The organism is Thiocapsa marina 5811, from assembly GCF_000223985.1.
Classification (GTDB): Bacteria; Pseudomonadota; Gammaproteobacteria; order Chromatiales; family Chromatiaceae; genus Thiocapsa; species Thiocapsa marina.
In genome coordinates, this window is sequence record NZ_AFWV01000051.1 from 1 (window position 1) to 1111 (window position 1111).

Sequence of the window (1111 nt, forward strand, 5' to 3'; positions counted from 1 at the left end):
ACGGGGTTGAGCGTGACCGCGCGGATCCTCGACGCGACCTACGAGATCGGCCGTACGTGTTCCGACACCTTCCGCGACGTCAAGGATCGGTTCATTCGCCACGATTGCGTGAACGGACAATGGAACTACCTCGTCGATCCAAATGGGTTCGCTTGTTAAAATGTTTAACTAGTTTTTGAACCGTTACTAATCAACTGTTATGTTTAATGAATAACAACTCTCTATTGCAATGAAAAAAATTGGGTGACTAATGCTTAAGTTTCTTAAAGATCTGATGAAGATAGGCATTGACGCGATCATAAAATTCGTAATCGCTTTCGGTGTAGGCACTGGGGCTGGCGCTGTTGTTTGCTGGTACTACAGTATTCCCATGGGGTTTTCTGTTATTGGGGGTATTCTCGTGCTTGGGATTGCGCTTGCCTTAATGTCGGAATCAGGTTTTCTTTCTTAAACGCTTTCAATATCCGTTTATTAAAAACATAACAAGGCATTGCAGGCTCTCCCGAAATTCACGGAAAGTGGTAAACTTTTTAAAAACAGAACCTTGTGACAGTTTTGCCGAACACGGCGGTCGAAAACATCGCTGGATGCGCCGCGCTTAAGCTTTTGTTTTCATTGGTCAGCGCGCGAAAACCCGGTAACCGCACAGATCGAGGCACACCCTTTGGTAGAGCCGGCGGAGGTTGCTCAAGCCATAGCACCGCCGCTTCAATACCTTGATCTTGTTGTTGAGGCCTTCGACGAATCCGCTATTGCGGCGCTCGGTAAAATAATTGGTGATCTCGTCCCAATGGCGTCGCAACGTTTTCAGGAAGGATTGAAAACACGTCATACCGGCGTTCTTGACCCGCCGGATCCAACCACTGAGCTTGCGCTTGGCCTGCCCTTTGGACAGGGGCATGTCGTAGATGTCGGTGAGGGCTTGGCTGAGGGAAAACGGACGGTGTCACCATTTAGCTGACCCCGATCAATGGCACGACCTATTTTCTCGCACCCAAGCACGCTTGTGTCGGTCGGGAAGTGCGACATTGCTACCGCCAACGCGCCCGCGGTTCTCGTTGAAAGGTCGCGGATTCACTCCGATCCGCGCCAGTCACCCTTCTGGATCAAG

The 1111-nt window shown here is 50.2% G+C and carries 1 pseudogene; it reads right to left on the minus strand.

The annotated features are described in order from the left end of the window. Positions 1-619: 619 nt before the first annotated feature. Positions 620-925: pseudogene (locus THIMADRAFT_RS24210) on the minus strand (ISL3 family transposase); the annotation flags it as partial. Positions 926-1111: the final 186 nt, after the last annotated feature.